This is a genomic window from Bradyrhizobium sp. SZCCHNRI2009, assembly GCF_032485115.1.
Lineage (GTDB): Bacteria > Pseudomonadota > Alphaproteobacteria > Rhizobiales > Xanthobacteraceae > Bradyrhizobium.
Map to the genome: position 1 here is coordinate 421,220 of NZ_JAUEUH010000005.1, position 17,283 is coordinate 438,502.

General features: G+C 65.9%; 19 protein-coding genes and 1 tRNA gene. 7 read left to right on the forward strand and 13 right to left on the reverse strand.

Annotated elements, in window-relative coordinates:
• Window positions 1-42: 42 nt before the first annotated feature.
• On the forward strand, window positions 43-363 hold the full coding sequence (gene trxA, locus QX041_RS20250; RefSeq protein WP_015663255.1) for a thioredoxin: 321 nt from the start codon (window positions 43-45) through the stop codon (window positions 361-363).
• Window positions 364-505: 142 nt separating this feature from the next.
• Window positions 506-1,516: an ATP-dependent DNA ligase gene (locus QX041_RS20255; RefSeq protein ID WP_315716964.1), complete on the forward strand. Its 1,011-nt coding sequence runs from the start codon at window positions 506-508 to the stop codon at window positions 1,514-1,516.
• A 2-nt stretch (window positions 1,517-1,518) separates the two neighbouring features.
• Here the strand turns inward: QX041_RS20255 and QX041_RS20260 are convergent, their stop codons facing one another.
• The 12 genes from QX041_RS20260 to aroA form a co-directional block, all read right to left on the reverse strand.
• Complete coding sequence (locus tag QX041_RS20260) at window positions 1,519-2,259, reverse strand: metallophosphoesterase family protein (RefSeq protein WP_315716895.1); 741 nt, start codon at window positions 2,257-2,259, stop codon at window positions 1,519-1,521.
• 12 nt (window positions 2,260-2,271) lie between these two features.
• Window positions 2,272-3,615, reverse strand: a complete 1,344-nt coding sequence (locus tag QX041_RS20265; protein WP_315716894.1) for a folylpolyglutamate synthase/dihydrofolate synthase family protein — start codon at window positions 3,613-3,615, stop codon at window positions 2,272-2,274.
• Window positions 3,612-4,550 (reverse strand): acetyl-CoA carboxylase, carboxyltransferase subunit beta, encoded by a 939-nt coding sequence (accD, locus tag QX041_RS20270; protein WP_316166370.1) that lies wholly within the window; start codon window positions 4,548-4,550, stop codon window positions 3,612-3,614. Before accD ends, QX041_RS20265 begins: the two co-directional genes overlap by 4 nt.
• Before the next feature lie 94 nt (window positions 4,551-4,644).
• Window positions 4,645-5,481, reverse strand: a complete 837-nt coding sequence (gene trpA / locus QX041_RS20275) for a tryptophan synthase subunit alpha (RefSeq protein ID WP_315716892.1) — start codon at window positions 5,479-5,481, stop codon at window positions 4,645-4,647.
• On the reverse strand, window positions 5,478-6,701 hold the full coding sequence (gene trpB, locus QX041_RS20280) for a tryptophan synthase subunit beta (protein WP_316166371.1): 1,224 nt from the start codon (window positions 6,699-6,701) through the stop codon (window positions 5,478-5,480). The genes trpA and trpB overlap by 4 nt, the downstream gene beginning before the upstream one ends.
• Window positions 6,698-7,357 (reverse strand): phosphoribosylanthranilate isomerase, encoded by a 660-nt coding sequence (locus QX041_RS20285; protein ID WP_315716890.1) that lies wholly within the window; start codon window positions 7,355-7,357, stop codon window positions 6,698-6,700. Before QX041_RS20285 ends, trpB begins: the two co-directional genes overlap by 4 nt.
• A gap of 77 nt (window positions 7,358-7,434) precedes the next feature.
• A complete protein-coding gene (locus QX041_RS20290; RefSeq protein WP_315716889.1) occupies window positions 7,435-7,827 on the reverse strand; it encodes a lipopolysaccharide assembly protein LapA domain-containing protein in 393 nt (130 codons plus the stop codon).
• A gap of 77 nt (window positions 7,828-7,904) precedes the next feature.
• Window positions 7,905-8,222 (reverse strand): integration host factor subunit beta, encoded by a 318-nt coding sequence (locus tag QX041_RS20295; RefSeq protein WP_315716888.1) that lies wholly within the window; start codon window positions 8,220-8,222, stop codon window positions 7,905-7,907.
• A 169-nt stretch (window positions 8,223-8,391) separates the two neighbouring features.
• A complete protein-coding gene (gene sppA / locus QX041_RS20300) occupies window positions 8,392-9,372 on the reverse strand; it encodes a signal peptide peptidase SppA (RefSeq protein WP_315825664.1) in 981 nt (326 codons plus the stop codon).
• A 206-nt stretch (window positions 9,373-9,578) separates the two neighbouring features.
• Window positions 9,579-11,288: a 30S ribosomal protein S1 gene (gene rpsA / locus QX041_RS20305; RefSeq protein WP_315716886.1), complete on the reverse strand. Its 1,710-nt coding sequence runs from the start codon at window positions 11,286-11,288 to the stop codon at window positions 9,579-9,581.
• Window positions 11,289-11,536: 248 nt separating this feature from the next.
• Complete coding sequence (gene cmk, locus QX041_RS20310) at window positions 11,537-12,175, reverse strand: (d)CMP kinase (RefSeq protein ID WP_316166372.1); 639 nt, start codon at window positions 12,173-12,175, stop codon at window positions 11,537-11,539.
• The gene (gene aroA / locus QX041_RS20315; RefSeq protein WP_316166374.1) at window positions 12,172-13,509 is read right to left on the reverse strand and encodes a 3-phosphoshikimate 1-carboxyvinyltransferase; all 1,338 of its coding nucleotides are present in this window, start codon (window positions 13,507-13,509) and stop codon (window positions 12,172-12,174) included. Before aroA ends, cmk begins: the two co-directional genes overlap by 4 nt.
• A 151-nt stretch (window positions 13,510-13,660) precedes the next feature.
• Between aroA and QX041_RS20320 the strand changes: the two genes are divergently transcribed.
• The 3 genes from QX041_RS20320 (at window position 13,661) to QX041_RS20330 (ending at window position 14,874) form a co-directional block, all read left to right on the forward strand.
• Window positions 13,661-14,065: a TIGR02300 family protein gene (locus QX041_RS20320; RefSeq protein WP_315716883.1), complete on the forward strand. Its 405-nt coding sequence runs from the start codon at window positions 13,661-13,663 to the stop codon at window positions 14,063-14,065.
• Window positions 14,066-14,146: 81 nt separating this feature from the next.
• Window positions 14,147-14,222 (forward strand) — tRNA-Ala (locus QX041_RS20325).
• 415 nt (window positions 14,223-14,637) lie between these two features.
• Complete coding sequence (locus QX041_RS20330) at window positions 14,638-14,874, forward strand: GIY-YIG nuclease family protein (RefSeq protein WP_316166375.1); 237 nt, start codon at window positions 14,638-14,640, stop codon at window positions 14,872-14,874.
• A 7-nt stretch (window positions 14,875-14,881) separates the two neighbouring features.
• On the opposite strand, the gene QX041_RS20335 is transcribed toward QX041_RS20330, so the two are convergent.
• Complete coding sequence (locus tag QX041_RS20335) at window positions 14,882-15,343, reverse strand: MarR family transcriptional regulator (protein WP_315750467.1); 462 nt, start codon at window positions 15,341-15,343, stop codon at window positions 14,882-14,884.
• A gap of 169 nt (window positions 15,344-15,512) precedes the next feature.
• On the opposite strand from QX041_RS20335, the gene QX041_RS20340 reads away from it, so the two are divergent.
• Both QX041_RS20340 and QX041_RS20345 read left to right on the forward strand, forming a co-directional pair.
• Window positions 15,513-15,938, forward strand: coding sequence for an organic hydroperoxide resistance protein (locus QX041_RS20340; protein ID WP_009026309.1), 426 nt, complete (start codon window positions 15,513-15,515; stop codon window positions 15,936-15,938).
• A 122-nt stretch (window positions 15,939-16,060) separates the two neighbouring features.
• Window positions 16,061-17,263: a CaiB/BaiF CoA-transferase family protein gene (locus tag QX041_RS20345; RefSeq protein WP_315716881.1), complete on the forward strand. Its 1,203-nt coding sequence runs from the start codon at window positions 16,061-16,063 to the stop codon at window positions 17,261-17,263.
• Window positions 17,264-17,283 lie beyond the last annotated feature (20 nt).

Consider the following 17,283-nt stretch of genomic DNA (forward strand, 5'->3'; position numbering starts at 1 on the left):
GCCCGTCCGTGCCGCTCCCTCCAACCGAACGAGGTAATTTCCATGGCCGTTGGCAAGGTTTCCGACGCCGATTTCGAAAGCGAAGTGCTCAAGGCCGACGGCCCGGTCGTGGTCGACTTCTGGGCCGAATGGTGCGGCCCGTGCCGCATGATCGCGCCCGCCCTCGACGAGATCTCGAGCGCGATGGGCGACAAGGTCAAGATCGTCAAGCTGAACGTCGACGAGAGCCCGAAGACGGCCTCGAAATACGGCGTGATGTCGATCCCCACCCTGATGGTGTTCAAGGGCGGCGAGATGGCCTCGCGCCAGGTCGGCGCCGCGCCGAAGGCGAAGCTGCAGCAGTGGATCTCGTCGGCGGTGTGACGCTTGCGGAACAATGATTTTTGTCGAACGGCCGGCGGAATCGCCGGCCGTTTGCGTTGAGGGGTGTGATTCAGCGTTTTCGGATGTCGCCATGCCCGCCCGCGCCCATCGCTCGCCCTCCCGCAAATCCGGCCTGCTGGCCATGGAGGCGCGCTCGGTGGATGCGATCCCGCGCGGCGAGGACTGGCAATACGAACCAAAATGGGACGGCTTCCGTTGCCTGCTGACGCGCGACGGCGCAACGGTGACGATGCAGTCGAAGGCCGGCGAGGACCTCGCGCGCTACTTCCCCGAGGTCGTCGCCGCGGCGCGCGAGCTCGAGGCGACGAGCTTCATCCTCGACGGCGAGCTGGTGGTGCCGCAGGCGAAGTCGTTCTCGTTCGATGCATTGCTGCAGCGGATTCATCCCGCCGCCAGCCGGGTGAAGAGGCTATCGGTGGAGACGCCGGCGCTGTTCCTGGCCTTCGACCTGCTGGCGAGTGGCAAGAAGGAGCTAGTGACGCACACGCTGCACGAGCGGCGGCCGGCGCTGGAAGCATTCGCGAAAGCGAACTTCACGGATCATCCGACGTTCCGGCTGTCGCCGGCGACGACGCGCTTCGCGACCGCGCAAGACTGGCTGGCGCATTCCGGCGGCGGCTCGGACGGGGTGATCGCCAAGCGGACCGACCTGCCCTACCAGGCCGGCAACCGCGACGGCATGCAGAAGATCAAGCGCTATCGCTCAGCCGATTGCGTCATCGGCGGCTTCCGCTACGCCACCAACAGCGGCGCGAACGGACGCAAGCTGGTCGGCTCGCTGCTACTCGGGCTCTACGACGATGACGGTCTGCTGCATCACGTCGGCTTCACCTCCGCGCTCAAGAAGGACGAGAAGCCCGCACTGACCGACAGGCTCGAGCCGCTGATCTCGCCGCCCGGCTTCACCGGCAATGCGCCGGGCGGCCCGAGCCGCTGGTCGACCGAGCGCTCGGCGGAATGGTGTCCGCTGAAGCCGAAGCTGGTGATCGAGGTCTGCTACGACCATTTCTCCGGCGAGCGCTTTCGCCACGGCACCTCGATCCTGCGCTGGCGCCCGGACAAATCGCCGAAGCAATGCACCTTCGAGCAGCTCGAGCAGAAGGTCGCCGATCCCTTGAAGCTGCTCGCGTGAGGTCAGCGGATCCAGCCGGTCGCGAGAACCGAGGCGAATTCGACATCACCATTGGCGCGGGCCAGCGCGGCCATCGCCTGATGATCATAGGGCACGTGGCGGAACGTCACGCTCCAGCCTGCGGGCTTAAGTTCAAGGATCGCATAGCGGGCGTCGGGCGTGCCGGCTTCCATCACATGCGGATGCGGTACGTTGTAGGAATAGCCAGGGCTGCCCACGCTACCGGGATTGACGATCAGCCGCCCGTCGCGAAGCCGCACGGCGCGCGCGGTGTGGGTATGGCCACAGAGGATCAGTGACTGCGGGATGCCCTCGGCCGTTGTCTCGATTGCATCGAGCGGAGCGCATGTGACCGCGCCATCCGGCGCGACGCTCTCGAGCCAGTAGACGTTATCGTCCTCAGGCGTGGCGTGACAAAGGAAGACCTCGTCGCGATAGATGGACGTCGGCGGGATCGTGCCGAGCCAGTCGAGATGCTTGGCTACGAGCTGCGCGTAGGCCGGCCGCTCCCAGGCGCCCATCCTCTCCGGCGGCCGATCGATCAGCCAGCGGTCGTGATTGCCGCGCACATGGACGGCATCGAGCGGCATCAGCAAGTCCATCGTCTTGCGCGCATCGAGCGGGCCGCTCGCCATATCGCCGAGATTGACAATGTCATCGACGCCTTGCGCGCGGATGTCGGCCAGCACGGCTTCGAGCGCGAGGTGGTTGCCGTGGACGTCTGCGATCGCGGCAAAGCGCATGCGCTATTCCCCTCAGGTCGGCGGCGTGCCGTTGAGGTCGAGCACGTGGCCCGCGAGATAGAGCGATCCCGTGATCAGGATACGCGGCGGGACCTCATAGGCAAGCCGCGCGATGCCGGCGAGCGCCGACGCGACGCCATCGGCGATCTCGACGCGCATGCCGAGCGTGCGCGCGGCGGCGGCCAGATCAGCCGGTGCCATCGCCTTGCTCTCGTTCGGAATCGGCACGACGATGATGTGGCGCGTCAGGCCGGCGAAGTTGGCCAGGAAAGCAGCGGCATCCTTGTTGCCCATCATGCCGACGATGACGACGAGCTGCCGCGACACGCGCTCCTCGAGGTCGCCGATCGCGGCCGCGACGACGCGGCCGCCTTCGGCGTTGTGGCCGCCGTCGAGCCAGATCTCCGCGCCTTGCGGCGCGATCGCGGTGAGCGCGCCGTTCGACAGCCGCTGCATGCGCGCCGGCCATTCGGCGCCGACGATGCCGTCCTCGAACGCCTTGGTGGTGAGCTTGAAATGATCGACCGCCCGCAAGGTCGCGATCGCCAGGCCCGCATTGTCGAACTGATGCCGGCCGAACAGTTTGGGTGCCGGAAGATCGAGGAGACCGCGATCGTCCTGATAGACCAGCCGGTTGCGCTCGACATTGACGTGCCAGCTCTCACCGGCCGCAAACAGCGGCGCGCGCTGGCGCCTGGCCTCGCGCTCGATCACGGCCATGGCATCGGGCTCCTGCGCCGCCGAGATCACCGGGCAGCCGCGCTTGATGATGGCGGCCTTCTCGGCCGCGATCAGCGCGCGGGTGTCGCCGAGGAACTCCATGTGGTCCATGCTGATCGGCGTCAGCACGGAGGCCGCGACCTGCTCGACAACATTGGTGGAATCGAGCCGGCCACCGAGACCGACTTCGAGCAGCACGACATCGGCTGGATGCCTTGCGAACAGCACGAAGGCCGCGACGGTCTTGACCTCGAAGAAGGTGATCGGCGCGCCGGCGTTGACCCGCTCGCACTCCAAGAGCGCGGAGATCAGCTCATCGTCCTCTACCAGGACACCACCGCCGACCTGGCCGAGCCGATAGCTCTCGTTGATGCGCACCAGCCAGGGCGAGGTGAAGACGTGGACGCGCAGCCCCGCGGCCTCGAGCATCGCGCGCAAATATGCGACCGTGGAGCCCTTGCCGTTGGTGCCCGCGACATGGATGACGGGCGGCAGCTTGCGCTCGGGATGACCGAGCTGCGCCAGCAGCCGGTGCATGCGCTCCAGCCCGAGCGAGATCCGGCTCGAATGCAACACAGAAAGCCGCGTGATCAGCTCGTCGAGCGACGGTCTTGGCTGGGCGGCAGAATCGTTCACGCGCTCGTTGCGACCGCCGGCGCTTCCGCGGTTTCGGCGGGCTTGGCAGGCGGCGGCAGCTGCGGCGCGGGCTTGGCGTGTTCAACGGCCGGCGCCTTGGTCAGCAATCGGCACAGCCGCGCCAGCGTCGGGCGCAGGTCATGACGGTGCACGACCATGTCGATCATGCCGTGGTCGAGCAGGTATTCAGCGCGCTGGAAACCTTCGGGCAGCTTCTCGCGAATGGTCTGCTCGATCACCCGGGCGCCGGCGAACCCGATCAGCGCGCCGGGCTCGGCAATGTGGACATCGCCGAGCATCGCGTAGGACGCGGTGACGCCGCCGGTGGTCGGATTGGTCTGCACGACGATGTAGGGCAGCTTGGCCTCGCGCAGCATCTGCACGGCCACGGTCGTGCGCGGCATCTGCATCAGGGACAGGATGCCTTCCTGCATGCGCGCGCCACCGGAGGCCGCGAATACGATGAACGGCGACTTCTTCTCGACAGCGAGTTCGAGCCCGCGCACGATGGCTTCACCTGCGGCCATGCCGAGCGAACCGCCCATGAAATCGAAATCCTGCACGGCGATGACGACGCCCATGCCTTCCAGCTTGCCGAAGCCGACCTTCACCGCATCGTTCATGCCGGTGCGCGCCCGCGCATCCTTGATGCGGTCGGCATAGCGGCGCTCGTCACGGAATTTCAGCGGGTCGGGCGTGACCTCGGGCAGCGCGACGTCGAACCAGGTCTCGTTGTCGAACATCGACTTCAGCCGCGCCACGGCGCCCATGCGCATGTGGTAGTTGGAGCCGGGAATGACGAACTGGTTGGCCTCGACGTCCTTGTAGAACACGAGCTGTCCGGAATCCGGACACTTGATCCAGAGGTTCTCCGGCGTCTCACGGCGCAGGATGTTGCGGATCTTCGGCCGGACCACATTGGTAAGCCAGTTCATGTGTCGCTCCGTGTTGCGGTCGCCCGGATATATGGCGGGACGGCGGGGTCACGGCAAGACGGCCGCGACGTCTGGTCGAATAGTGGTTGACGGCCTATTCCGCGGCCTGTTGCGCCCCGTGCACGCCCCTTGCCAGCGCAGCGGCCAGGTCGGCAACGGCGCTCACGGTCTTGGCCGTCGCGCGTCCCTCGGCATCGAGGCTGGCGCGGAGCGCGTCGACCAGGGCGGTGCCGACCACGGCACCGTCGGCATTGGCGGCGATGGCGCGGGCGGTCTCCGGTGTCCGGATGCCGAAGCCGACGCAGACAGGCAGCGCCGTATGCCGCTTGATCCGGGCCACGGCGGCACCGACGGCGGACGAATCCGCCGCCGCCGCGCCGGTGATGCCGGTGATCGAGACGTAGTAGACGAAGCCCGAGGTGTTCGCGAGCACCGCCGGCAGCCGCTTGTCATCGGTCGTCGGCGTCGCCAGCCGGATGAAATTCAGCCCCGCCTTCAGCGCGGGAATGCACAGCTCGCTGTCTTCCTCCGGTGGCAGGTCGACGATGATCAGGCCGTCGACGCCGGCGCTCTTCGCATCATCGAGGAACTTGTCGACGCCGTAGATGTAGATCGGGTTGTAGTAGCCCATCAGCACGATCGGCGTCGCCGCGTCGCCCTCGCGGAAGCTGCGCACGAGCTGCAGCGTCTTCCTCAAGGTCATGCCGGCCTTGAGCGCGCGCAGACCCGCCGCCTGGATCGACGGGCCATCGGCCATCGGATCGGTGAACGGCATGCCGATCTCGATGATGTCAGCGCCAGCCTGCGGCAGCGACTTGACGATCGCGAGCGAGGTTTCAGGATCAGGGTCGCCTGACATCACGAAGGTGACGAACGCCGAGCGGCCTTCTTGCTTCAATTGCGCGAAGCGCGCATCCATCCGGCTGGTCACGATGCCTTCGCCCTTCCTCGCAAGATGTCGCCCACCTGCGGCACGTCCTTGTCGCCGCGGCCGGACATGTTGACCACCATCAGATGGTCCTTCGACTTCTTCGGCGCGAGCTCCATCACCTTGGCGATCGCGTGCGCGGGCTCCAGCGCCGGAATGATGCCCTCGAGCCGCGACAGCAGCTGGAACGCCGCCAGCGCCTCCTCATCGGTCGCCGACAAATAGTTCACGCGACCGACCTCGTGCAGCCAGGAATGCTCCGGCCCGATGCCGGGATAATCGAGACCGGCCGAGATCGAATGCGCCTCCTCGATCTGCCCGTCCTCGTCCATGAGCAGATAGGTGCGGTTGCCGTGCAGCACGCCGGGGCGGCCGCCGGCGATCGAGGCGGCGTGCAGATGCGTCAGGCCATGGCCCGCCGCTTCCACGCCATAGATATCGACCGAGGGATCATCGAGGAACGGATGGAACAGGCCCATCGCATTGGAGCCGCCGCCGATGCACGCGATCAGCGAGTCCGGGAGCCGGCCCTCAGCCTCTTGCATCTGCGTGCGGGTCTCGTTGCCGATCACCGACTGGAAGTCGCGCACCATCATCGGATAGGGGTGCGGACCGGCGACCGTGCCGATGCAGTAGAACGTGTTGTGGACGTTGGTGACCCAGTCACGCAACGCCTCGTTCATCGCATCCTTCAGGGTCTTGGCGCCGGACTGCACGGGCACCACCTTGGCGCCGAGCATCTCCATGCGGATCACGTTCGGCTGCTGCCGCTCGACGTCGACCGCGCCCATGTAGACGACGCAATCGAGCCCGAAACGCGCGCACAGCGTGGCGGTCGCAACGCCGTGCTGGCCGGCACCGGTCTCGGCGATGATGCGCTTCTTGCCCATGCGGCGCGCGACCATGATCTGGCCAAGCACGTTGTTGACCTTGTGCGAGCCGGTGTGGTTCAGCTCCTCGCGCTTGAAGTAGATCTTGGCGCCGCCGAGATGCTCGGTCAGGCGCTCAGCGTAATACAGCGGCGAGGGCCGGCCGACATAGTTCTTCAGGTAGCCGTTCATCTCGGCATGGAATGCCGGATCCGCCTTGGCCTCCGCATAGGCCTTTTCCAGATCGAGGATCAGCGGCATCAGGGTTTCGGCGACGAAGCGGCCGCCGAAGATGCCGAAGTGACCGCGGTCATCCGGACCGCTGCGGTAGGAATTGGGAATGGCTGTCGTCATTGAACGCTCAACTCTTCAGCGGCCCGCGCCGCGCGAATGAAATCCCGGATCATGTCGCAATCCTTCACACCCGGCGCCCGCTCGACGCCAGATGACACGTCGACGCCGCCCGCGCGGGTGATCCGCACGGCCTCCGCGACGTTGTCGGCGCTCAGACCGCCGGAGACCATGAACGGGCGATCGAGCTTCACGCCCTGTAGCAGACGCCAATCGAAGGTGGCACCGAGGCCGCCGGGACGGGTCGCCTCCTTGGGCGCCCGCGCATCGAACAGGATGCGGTCGCACACGTCGGCATAGCCCGCCAACGGCGCGAGATCGGCGTCGGTCGCGACCGGAATGGCCTTCATGATGGGTAGGCCGAAGCGCTGCTTGAGGTCGCGGACGCGCGCGATGCTTTCGCGGCCATGCAACTGCAGGAGATCAGGCCGCAGCGTCTCGACGATGTTTTCGATCATCGCGTCGTCGGCATCGACGGTCAGCGCCACCTTGAGCGCGCGCCCCCTGACGTCACGACCCAGCTCACGCGCGGCCGTCAGGCCGACATGGCGTGGGGACGGCGGAAAGAACACGAAGCCCACCATGTCGGCGCCCGCGTCGAGCGCCGCAGCGAGGGTGTCGGGCGTGGTCAGGCCGCAGATTTTGACGAGCAGGGACATCAATGAACAACGCACGTCCGGGCGGAAAGGATCACCAGAAGCCGGCGGCTTCCAGGGCCGCCGAGCTTTCGCGCCTTCTACAACGCGACGCCCTGCTTGTCTCGCCCATAAGGGGCGAAAAGCCGCGCCGGCGCAGCTGGAACCAGAGATTGCGCAGAGCCCTGTTTTGCACGCGCCGCGGCGCTCAACTGCGCCACCTGCGCGCGGGCCGCTTCGGCATCGGCCTGATGGCGGCGCGCGGCCCGCCGCCAGCGGCGCTGGCCGATCCAGGTGGCACAGCCACCCGCGATCACGCCCAGGATCGCGACGGCGATGATCAAGGCGAACAGCGGGACCGACGCCGAGAGCGCCGGATCAGTCGCGTTGAAGGGATCAAACGATACGGTAACGAAATGCCGATTGGCGACCGCGAAGATGACGAACAGCACCAGCAGCGGAAGGACGACCACGACAGTGAAGAATTTTCGCATGCGCTCGCTCGTGTCAGTCAGGCCGGATTCGCCTCGAGATCAGCCGCAGACGATTAGCACGGCCGGCGCGAGATGCTTCAATCGTCGGCGTCGTCAGCCGCGGCGCCGGCGGGATTGTCCCGGTTCAGCCGCTCGCGCATTTCCTTGCCCGTTTTGAAGAACGGGACACTTTTCTGGTCCACCGGGACATGAGCTCCGGTCCGTGGGTTGCGCCCGGCGCGGGCCGGCCGATGCTTGACCGAGAAGGCGCCGAAGCCGCGCAACTCGACGCGGTCACCGCGGGCGAGCGCCGCGACGATCTCATCGAGGATCGCATTGACGATGTTCTCGACATCCCGCTGGTAGAGATGCGGGTTGTGCTCGGCGATACGCTGAACAAGCTCGGATTTGATCATCGAGAAAATGTACCCGGGGAGACAGGTCCCATTTCCGTGAAAATATGCTGGACTGTCAAGACGCTAAATCATTCATCGCGGCCGTGAATCGGGGTGCGAGGCCCGGTACGGGGTCTCGCCACGGCACACGCGAAGCGGGAAGATTGCCCTGGGAATGGTCTTTGCGGGTTCAATTGCCCGGCGCGGGCGTCCAGAGCGCGAGCATGCCGTCGAGACCGATCCGGTCCACCGCCTGGACCACGCCGGTGCGCTCGATCTGGCGGGCGATTCCGGAGAGGCCGACGGCGTCGAGCGCGATCGAGGTGGCCGTTCGCAGGAAGGTGAGATCGCCGAACCGCGGCGTGAGCTTGTAGTCGCGCACCGGAAGGTCCTTCTTGACGTTCTTGTTGGCGACGAGCCAAGCGACCGCGGTCTTCTCGTCGCCGAGCTCGTCGATCAGCTTCAGCTCGATCGCCTGCCTGCCGGTGAAGACGCGGCCATCGGCCACCTTCTCCAACTGCTCATCGTTCATGGCGCGGCGGTCCTTCACCAGTCCGCGGAACCAGGCATAGGAATCCTTGACCAGGGCGTCGAGCGCCGCACGCGCTTCCGGGCTGGTCGGCTCGTAGCCGTTGGGGGCGGCCTTCAGCGGCGAGGATTTGACCTCCTCGATCTTCACGCCGACCGTCTTCAACAGCTCGCCGACATTGGGATATTGAAACAGCACGCCGATCGAGCCGACCAGCGAACTCTGCTGCGCGACGATGTGGTCGGCAGCGATCGCGCCGATGTAGCCGCCGGACGCCGCGAGGCCTTCCACGACGACGACCAGCGGCTTCTTCGCCTTCAGCCGGACCAGCGAATCGTAGAGCTGCTCGGAGCCGGCGGTGGTGCCGCCCGGCGAATTGATGTGAACGATGACGGCTTCGGCCGAGGAGTTTTCGAGCCGCTCCAGCGCCTCGACGCGCTCATGGTCGCTGCGGATCAGGCCCTCGATATTGACGCGGGCGATCGAGCCGGAGGTCGAGAGCACGGTGCGGCCGCGCGGCGACATGGCGAGACCGATGGCGGACAGAGCCGCAATCGCAATCAGCACCGCGACGACGCGCCAGAACGTCAGCTTGCGGCGCAGCCTGCGGCGATCGACGATCACATCCGAATCAAGCGACATGGACAGCTCCTGGAAGTCTCGGCGCGTTTTGCATCCGCAGCCTGAATATCTCGTTATCCGATTACATCAATCGCGGCGCAATATGAAGAAAGGAAGGCCCGCGGCGAGGCCGGATCCGCGCGGCCGGCACGCGCATCCTTGCCTCGCTGGAACAAAAAAGCCCCGGCTTGCGCCGGGGCTTTGATCTGATCGCAGGACGCGAAGACTTACTTCGAGTCGCGGTTCTTGAGCGCGGTGCCGAGAATGTCGCCCAGCGTGGCGCCCGAATCGGACGAGCCGTACTGCGCGATGGCTTCCTTCTCTTCCGCGACTTCCAGCGCCTTGATCGACACCTGCACCTTGCGGGCCTTCTTGTCGAACTGGATCACGCGGGCATCGACCTTCTCACCGACGGCGAACCGCTCGGTGCGCTGGTCGTTGCGATCGCGCGCCAGCTCGGAGCGCTTGATGAAGGTGGTGAAGTCGGTGCCGGTGATCTTGACGTCGATGCCGCCGTCCTTGACGTCGAGCACCTCGCAAGTGACGACCGCGCCCTTCTTGACATCGCCCGGCTCGGCGAAGGGATCGCCTTCGAGCTGCTTGATGCCGAGCGAGATGCGCTCCTTCTCCACGTCGACGTCGAGCACCACGGCCTTGACCATGTCGCCCTTCTTGTAGTTGTCGATGACCTGCTCGCCCGGCAGCTTCCAGTCGAGATCCGACAGATGGACCATGCCGTCGACGTCGCCTTCGAGACCCAGGAACAAGCCGAACTCGGTCTTGTTCTTGACCTCGCCCTCGACCACCGAACCCGTCGGATGCTTCTCGACGAAGACCTCCCACGGATTGCGCATGGTCTGCTTGAGGCCGAGCGAGATGCGGCGCTTGACGCTGTCAACCTCGAGCACCTGCACTTCGACCTCCTGCGAGGTCGACACGATCTTGCCGGGGTGCATGTTCTTCTTGGTCCACGACATCTCGGAGACGTGGATCAGGCCTTCGATGCCCGGCTCGAGCTCGACGAACGCGCCGTAGTCGGTGATGTTGGTGACGCGGCCGTGGAAGCGGGCCTGCAGCGGGTACTTCGCCTCGATGCCCTGCCACGGATCGTCCAAGAGCTGCTTCATGCCCAGCGAGATGCGGTGCGTCTCGTGGTTGATCTTGATGATCTTGACCTTGACCGTCTGACCGATGCTGAGCACCTCGGTCGGATGGTTGACACGGCGCCAGGCGATGTCGGTGACGTGCAGCAGGCCGTCGATGCCGCCGAGGTCGACGAACGCACCGTAATCGGTGATGTTCTTGACGACGCCGTCGATGACCTGACCCTCTTCGAGGTTCTGCACCAGCTCCTGGCGCTGCTCGGCGCGGGTCTCTTCCAGCACGGTGCGGCGCGACACCACGATGTTGCCGCGGCGACGGTCCATCTTGAGGATCTGGAACGGCTGCGAGTTGTTCATCAGCGGCGCGACGTCGCGGATCGGACGGATGTCGACCTGCGAGCGCGGCAGGAAGGCCACGGCGCCGTCGAGGTCGACGGTGAAGCCGCCCTTGACCTGGTTGAAGATGACGCCGTTGACCTTTTCGTTGTTCTGGAACGCCTTCTCGAGCTTGCCCCAGCTCTCTTCGCGGCGCGCCTTGTCGCGCGACAGCACCGCTTCGCCTAGTGCGTTCTCGATGCGATCGAGGAACACCTCGACCTCGTCGCCGACTTTCAATTCACTGTCACGGCCGGGCCCGGCGAATTCGCGCAGCGCCACGCGGCCTTCGGTCTTCAGGCCGACGTCGATGACGGCCATGTCCTTCTCGATCGCAACAACCTTGCCCTTGACGACAGAGCTTTCCTGCAGGTTGCCCTTCGTGAAGGACTCGTCCAGCATCGCGGCGAAATCATCGCGGCTGGGATTGTAGGAAGAAGCAGAGGTACTCGAAGCCATTTGTTCTCCAGATGCGGACATTCTCGCCAGCTTGGGTTGATCGGCGCATCGAATGGACAGTGCCTGGAGGTCCACAAATCCCCAGACGTCCGCGCGCCGCGCTATAAGCGCAAACAACGCGGGCCGGCAGTGCCTGCACATGCGATACGTATGAAGTGCGTCCGGATGATCGGACTCGATTGAACCGCAATCGAGCTATCGACGGTCAAGGGCGGGAGCGGGCATTCCTCCAATGACGCCGGCGGAAATCAAACCCGCTGGCGGCCCGCTCGAACGGCCTCGACGATATCGATGGCGGCCCGGACGCCGCCTTCTATATCCAAATGGGAGTTGTCAAGCAAGTAAGCATCCGGGGCTTGTTTTAAAGGCGCGACGGCCCGGTTCTGGTCACGCTCGTCGCGCGCCAGGATGTCGGCCAGAATGGCCGCCTCATCGGCCGGTTCCCCACGTGAAAGCGCCTCGAGGGTGCGACGATGCGCCCGGATGCGAGGATCGGCGACGACGTAGATCTTCACCTCGGCGTCCGGGCAGATCACGGTTCCGATGTCGCGGCCGTCGAGCACGGCACCGGGCGGCCGGCTTGCGAACTGACGCTGGAACGCCACCAGCGCTTCGCGCACTTTTGGCAACGCCGATACCACGGAGGCCGCAGACCCGACCTGGTGCGACCTCAGCGCCGGATTGTCGAAGCTCGAGGGATCCAGGCTCATGGCGACGTCCGCCGCCCGCGCCTCGTCCTTGAGGTCGATGCCAGCGGTCAGTAGCGCATGCGCGACCGCCCGGTAGATCACGCCCGTATCCAGGTGCCTGAGGCCGTAATGCGCAGCGAGACGCTTGGCCAGGGTGCCCTTGCCCGAGGCCGCCGGGCCGTCGATGGCGATGATCATGCGAAATCCGCGCCCGCCTTGCACATCAGCGGGATGAAATCGGGGAAGCTGGTGGCGATGAAGGCGGTGTCGTCGACCCTGACCGGCTTGTCGGACGCGAGACCCATCACCAGGGCGGACATCGCGATGCGGTGGTCCATGTGGGTCGCGACGATGCCGCCGCCCGGCACGTGACCGCGGCCCTCGACGATCAGATCATCGCCGGTGATCTCGACCTTGACGCCGTTGACACGCAGCATCGCCGCGGTGGCCTCCAGCCGGTCGGATTCCTTGACGCGCAGCTCATGCAGGCCGCGCATGATGGTCGTGCCCTCGGCATAGGCGGCGGCGACGGCCAAGACGAGATATTCGTCGATCATCGACGGCGCGCGCTCGGGCGGCACCACGACGCCGCGCAGCTTCGAGGCGCGCACGCGCAGGCGGGCCATCGGCTCGCCGGCATCGCCGCGGACATCGTCCTCCTCGATCGAGGCGCCCATCTCGCGCAAGGTCGTGAACAGGCCGGTGCGCAGCGGGTTGGTCATCACGTCCGACAGCACGAGGTCCGAGCCGTCGACGATCAGCGCGGCGACCAGCGGGAACGCGGCCGAGGACGGGTCGGCGGGAACGATCACTGGCGCACCACGCAGCTCCGGCTGGCCGGTCAGTGCGATGCGGCGGCCATGAGACCCTTCCGGCGTGGTCACGATCTCCGCGCCGAAATGCTTCAGCATCAGCTCGGTGTGGTCGCGGCTGGCCTCCTGCTCGATCACGGTGGTCACACCGGGCGCGGCGAGGCCCGCGAGCAGCACCGCCGACTTGATCTGGGCCGAAGCCACCGGCGTGCGGTACTCGATCGGCACCGGGTTGCCGGCGCCCTGCAGGGTTAACGGAAGCTTGCCGCCCTCGGTGCTGGCGGTCACCTTGGCGCCCATCAGCACCAGCGGGTCGAGGATGCGCCGCATCGGACGGCTGCGCAGCGAGGCATCACCGTCGAAAACGGCCGTGATCGGGCAACCGGCCACGGCGCCCATCACCAGCCTGCAGCCGGTGCCGGAGTTGCCGAAATCGAGCGGCGCGCTCGGCTGGGCGAAGCCGCCCACCCCGACGCCACGGACGGTCCACGCGAAATCGCCGGTGCGCTCGACCTTGGCACCCAGGGATCGCATCGATTTGGCGGTGTTGAGGACGTCCTCGCCCTCGAGCAGGCCGGAAATCCGGGTCTCACCGACCGACAGCGCCCCCAGGATCAGCGCCCGGTGCGAGATCGACTTGTCGCCAGGCACGCGAATCGTGCCCGAGAGGGGCCCTGAGGCGCGTGATTCCAGGGGAGTCGGGGCGATTGACGTGCTCACGGCAGGATCCTCGTGTTTCGGACGCGGCAGGTATCACAGCCCCCGCCCTCCGTCACGAGCGGTGATTTTCCCGTTGACAGCGCTATTGACAGCGGCGCGGCAACTAGCCAAGTGAGACACCGCTTTTCAGACATTGCCAGGACGCCTGCACGTGGCCAAATCCGAGCTCGGAACCAAACGCATTTGCCCGACGACGGGCAAAAAGTTCTACGACCTCAACAAGAACCCGGTGATTTCGCCCTACACCGGCGAGGTCGTGCCGATTGCGCCGATCGCGCCCACCCGCGCCATGCGCGGCGAGGCTGCGCGCGCTGCTGCGGCGGCCGACGTGGTCGAGCCCGCGGAGGCCGAGGAGCTGGTGCCGCTCGAGGAGGCCGACGCCGAGGAGAACTCCGGCAAGGTCAAGGCCGTCGTTCCCGAATCGGAGGACGACATCGAGATCGACGAGACGCTCGACGACGACGAGGATGATGATTCCACCTTCATCGCCGACGAGGAAGAAGGCGACGAGGACGTGACCGACATCATCGGTGATGTCGGCGGCGACGAAGAATAATCGTCGAAGACACTTGAGATCAGCCGCGAACTGTGGTTCACGGTGCTCCCCGGCGGTCACCCAGACCGCCGGCTCGGTTCAGGGGCCATAGCTCAGCTGGGAGAGCGCTTGCATGGCATGCAAGAGGTCGGCGGTTCGATCCCGCCTGGCTCCACCAGCCTTCGCTCGCTTCGCGAGCTTCGGCTCGGCAAGCCACCCCAATCTGCCAGTTGCGCGAAGTGAGCGAAGGCTGTCGCGCCGTAGTCTGGACGCCGAAGCCCCCTTGGGCGGAGGCGGGAAGACGAAGGCGGACTTGGGCTCCGGGCGATAATGCTCTCTCCCCATCGCTTCGCGAGCTTCGGCTCGGCAAGCCACCCCAAACTCTCAGTTGCGCGAAGCGAGTGAAGGCTGTCGCGCCGTAGCCTGGACGCCGTAGCCCTCTTGGGCGGAGGCGGGAAGGCGAAGGCGGACTAGGCTCCGGGCCATGATGCCCCTTCATCAGTCGACTGAGCAGTTCAGCCCATCCAAGCTCTGGACGCCACGCAGCACGACCTGCCACATTCGCGCCCGTGAAGGGTCGAGGGCGGCCTGCGATGAAGTTCGTTTACATCCTGGAAAGTCTCAACGGCGAGCATTTCTACGCAGGCATCACCGACGACGTTCCGGCCCGCGTCACGAAGCACAATGCCGGTGAAGTCCCGCACACATCGAAGTTTCGGCCTTGGCGGCTCAAGACCTACGTTGCCTTCAGCGATGTGAAGCAGGCATTTGCCTTCGAGAAATATCTCAAGTCGGGTTCAGGCCGGGCTTTCGCGAAGAAGCGCCTTTAGAGCCCCCTCACCCCTCCACAACCGCATCGAGCCGCTCCCGCAGGCGCACCAGCTTGCCGTGCAGATCGGCCAGCTCGGCGATCGAGCAGCCCGTCGCATCCAGGATCGCGGGCGGCACGATCGACCTTGCCTTGTCGCGCAGGCCCGCGCCCTGGGCGGTGAGGGTGACGATCACCTGACGCTCGTCCTCGGCCGACCGGGTCCGCTTGATCAGATGCGTAGCCTCCATCCGCTTCAGCAGCGGCGTCAGCGTGCCAGAGTCGAGGAACAGCCGCGCGCCGATGTCCTTCACCGTCAGGCCGTCCTGCTCCCACAGCACCAGCATGACCAGATATTGCGGATAGGTCAGGCCAAGGCGGTCGAGCAGGGGCTTGTAGACGCGGTTGAAGGCGTGCGCGGTCGAATAGACTGCGAAGCAGAGCTGGTTGCCGAGCTGGAGCGGCAGGTCTGCCGCGGACTTCTTTCGCATCGAGGTCACCACAGGTCGATCCTATCGGCATCTTGAGCCCGCACGCCTCGGATCGACAACCGGCCCGGCGCACCGATCACGAATTTTCTACCGAACAATTATATTGTACACAATCTAATTGTGTGCAATATGGTCGCGCTGAATTCGTCCATCCAACCAGGAGACACCCATGTCCGTGAACGTGCTCTACAAGACCAGCGCCAAGGCCACCGGCGGCCGCGACGGCGAAGCCGCGACCCTCGACGGCTCGCTCAAGGTCAAGCTTTCCACCCCGAAGGAGCTCGGCGGCGGCGGCGGTGCCGGCAACAATCCGGAGCAGTTGTTCGCGGCCGGCTACGCAGCCTGCTTCATCGGCGCGATGAAGTTCGTCGGCTCGCAGGGCGGCCCCAAGGTTCCCGCCGACACGTCGGTGACCTCGACGGTCGGCATCGGCCCGCGCTCCGAAGGCGGCTTCGGCATCACCGTCGAGCTCGCAGTGTCGCTGCCCGGCCTCGCCAAGGCCGACGCCGAAGCGCTGGTCGCCAAGGCGCACGAGGTGTGCCCCTATTCCAACGCCACGCGCGGCAATGTCGACGTCAAGCTGAGCGTCGTCTGAGCTTCAATTCCGTCATGCGGCAGGACGGCCTCCGTTGTCCTGCCGCATGGCAGCCCTCCGTTTGCGCCGCCGCCGCAGCAATGCTTAATGATCGCGAGCTGAAACCAACCTCGCGACATCCGATGACACCCCAATTTGCTCCCGGCGCCATGGCCGGCCTGCGCGTGATCGATCTGACGCGCGTGCTCGGCGGCCCCTATTGCACGCAGATCCTGGCCGATCACGGCGCCGACGTGATCAAGGTCGAGCCGCCGGCCGGCGACGAGGTGCGTGACTGGGGTCCGCCCTTCCACGATGAGGACGCCGCCTATTTCGTCGGGATCAACCGCAACAAGCGCTCGATCGGCCTCGATCTCGCCTCCGAGGGCGGCCGCGTCGTGCTGATGCGGATGCTCGAGACGGCCGACGTGCTGATCGAGAACTTCAAGCCTGGCACCTTGGAGAAATGGGGCATCGGCAGCGACACGCTGCGCGAGACATTCCCCAAGCTGGTGCACTGCCGCATCTGCGGCTTCGGCGCGGATGGCCCGCGCGGTGGCAATCCCGGCTACGACGCGATCATCCAGGCGATGACCGGCATGATCGCGGCGACCGGCTCGCCGCAGAGCGGACCGATGCGGATCGGCGTGCCGCTGGTCGACATCACCACCGGACTCTATGCCGCGATCGGCATCCTGATGGCGCTGTCGGAGCGGCAGCGCTCGGGCATCGGTCAGTTCCTCGAGGTCACGCTGTATGAGACCGGTCTCGCGATCATGCATCCGCATACCGCAAACTACTTCATGCATGGCAAGCCGCCGTCGCTGACCGGCAACGAGCACCCGAACCTCGTTCCGTATGCGATCTTCGCGACCAAGACCGACGATATCTTCATCGGCGTCGGCAATGACGGCACCTTCCGCAAGCTCGCCAAGGAGATCGGCCGCCCCGAACTCGGCACCGATCCGCGCTTCGCCCGCAACAAGGATCGCGTCGCCAATCGCGAGGCGCTGCGCGCCGAGCTTGCCGCCGTGTTCAGCCAGTTCGAGGCGGAGCCGCTGTGCGACCGGCTGCTCGCGGCCGGTCTGCCGGCAGGACCCGTGCAGAAGATCGACCAGGCGCTGACCAATCCGCACACGATCTACCGCGGCGATGTCATCGAGAAGGACTGGTACAAGGGCGTCGCGTCGCCGATCCGGCTCGAACGCACCAAGCCGAGCCTGCGCTCCACCCCGCCGAAGTTCAGTCAGCACGCGCAGGAGGTGCTGACCGAGTTCGGTTACACGCCGAGCGAGATCGAGGCGCTGCTGTCCCAGGGCACGGTGTGCGCCGAGCGCAAGCGCTGAGGCGCCATCAGCCTGTCGTC

Coding starts and splice junctions, on each gene's coding strand:
- trxA (WP_015663255.1), top strand. CDS start 43: ATGGCCGTTGGCAAGGTTTCCGACGCCGATTTCGAAAGCGAAGTGCTC.
- QX041_RS20255 (WP_315716964.1), top strand. CDS start 506: ATGGAGGCGCGCTCGGTGGATGCGATCCCGCGCGGCGAGGACTGGCAA.
- QX041_RS20260 (WP_315716895.1), bottom strand. CDS start 2,259: ATGCGCTTTGCCGCGATCGCAGACGTCCACGGCAACCACCTCGCGCTC.
- accD (WP_316166370.1), bottom strand. CDS start 4,550: ATGAACTGGCTTACCAATGTGGTCCGGCCGAAGATCCGCAACATCCTG.
- trpB (WP_316166371.1), bottom strand. CDS start 6,701: ATGACGACAGCCATTCCCAATTCCTACCGCAGCGGTCCGGATGACCGC.
- QX041_RS20285 (WP_315716890.1), bottom strand. CDS start 7,357: ATGTCCCTGCTCGTCAAAATCTGCGGCCTGACCACGCCCGACACCCTC.
- QX041_RS20290 (WP_315716889.1), bottom strand. CDS start 7,827: ATGCGAAAATTCTTCACTGTCGTGGTCGTCCTTCCGCTGCTGGTGCTG.
- QX041_RS20295 (WP_315716888.1), bottom strand. CDS start 8,222: ATGATCAAATCCGAGCTTGTTCAGCGTATCGCCGAGCACAACCCGCAT.
- sppA (WP_315825664.1), bottom strand. CDS start 9,372: ATGTCGCTTGATTCGGATGTGATCGTCGATCGCCGCAGGCTGCGCCGC.
- rpsA (WP_315716886.1), bottom strand. CDS start 11,288: ATGGCTTCGAGTACCTCTGCTTCTTCCTACAATCCCAGCCGCGATGAT.
- cmk (WP_316166372.1), bottom strand. CDS start 12,175: ATGATCATCGCCATCGACGGCCCGGCGGCCTCGGGCAAGGGCACCCTG.
- QX041_RS20330 (WP_316166375.1), top strand. CDS start 14,638: ATGAAGTTCGTTTACATCCTGGAAAGTCTCAACGGCGAGCATTTCTAC.
- QX041_RS20335 (WP_315750467.1), bottom strand. CDS start 15,343: ATGCGAAAGAAGTCCGCGGCAGACCTGCCGCTCCAGCTCGGCAACCAG.
- QX041_RS20340 (WP_009026309.1), top strand. CDS start 15,513: ATGTCCGTGAACGTGCTCTACAAGACCAGCGCCAAGGCCACCGGCGGC.
- QX041_RS20345 (WP_315716881.1), top strand. CDS start 16,061: ATGACACCCCAATTTGCTCCCGGCGCCATGGCCGGCCTGCGCGTGATC.